This window comes from Streptomyces flavofungini (assembly GCF_041028215.1).
Taxonomy (GTDB): Bacteria; Actinomycetota; Actinomycetes; order Streptomycetales; family Streptomycetaceae; genus Streptomyces; species Streptomyces flavofungini_B.
Genome location: NZ_JASKYR010001394.1, coordinates 1 through 968, shown reverse-complemented (window position 1 = coordinate 968; position 968 = coordinate 1). Strand labels below are relative to the sequence as shown.

1 protein-coding gene is annotated in these 968 nt (G+C 75.9%); it reads left to right on the top strand.

Translation table 11 applies throughout. The features are described from left to right. Positions 1–968, top strand: a 968-nt coding sequence (locus AB8Z36_RS41265) for an AfsR/SARP family transcriptional regulator (protein WP_369218465.1), incomplete at its 5' end; no start/stop codon positions are given.

The window sequence follows — 968 nt, the reverse complement described above, 5'->3', positions numbered from 1 at the left end:
GGGAGATGGAGATCACCCGCGAGGGCAAGCTCCTCGCCCCGCTGCTCGGCCTGGAACTGGCGGCCCAGACGCTGCCCGAGGCACAGCGGCAGGCCGTGGTCCGCCTCTTCACCGAGGCCGACCCGGAGGGCACCCCCGGGCCCGGCGACGGCTCCGGCGCCGCCGCCCCGCCGTTCCTCGTCGACGTCACCGAGCAGGGGCGGCCCGCGGTCTACGCGCGCCTCGTCGGCACGTACGAGATCATCGGCCTCGACGCCCCCGACGGCGAGCGCAGCCCGCTGCTGCACGAGGCCCTCGCCCTGCTGCTCCTGCACCGCGAGGGCGTGCACCCTCGGGTGCTCGCCTCGGCGCTGTGGCCCCGGGGCGTCACCGACGACGTACGGGACGCGCTCGTGGACCGGCTGCGCGAGTGGCTCGGCAGCGACCCCGACGGCTCGCCCCGGCTGCGGGCCGAGCAGAGCGGGCGGCTCACCCTCGCCAAGTCCGTCGTCTCCGACCTGGACGTGCTGCGCTCGCTCTACCACGAGGCGACGCAGGGCCGCGGCGCGGACAACCGTGCCGTGCGCGGCCGGATGCTGACCGACGCGCTGGTGCTCGTACGGGGACCGCTGCTCGCCGACCGTCAGCAGGGCCGGTACGCCTGGCTCACGCACGAGATCATCGACGCGCAGCTCCCGCTCCTGGTGGCCGACATCGGGCTCGCCCTGTCGGAGTTCCACCTGGAGAAGGGGCGGGCGGAGAAGGCGATCGAGGCGCTCAACGCGGCGCTCGGCTCCGCGCCGCGCGACGAGCGGCTCTGGAACGAGCTGCTGCGGGCCACGCACGCCCTCGACGACCCGGCCCGGCTTCAGCAGGTCGCCGCCGATCTCCTCGCGCGGAGCGGGGCGCGGGGGCTGCCGCCGCGGACCGAGGCCCTCCTCGACGAGCTGCTTCCGGCCTGGCGGAACGGGCTCTCCGCCGTGGGGTGA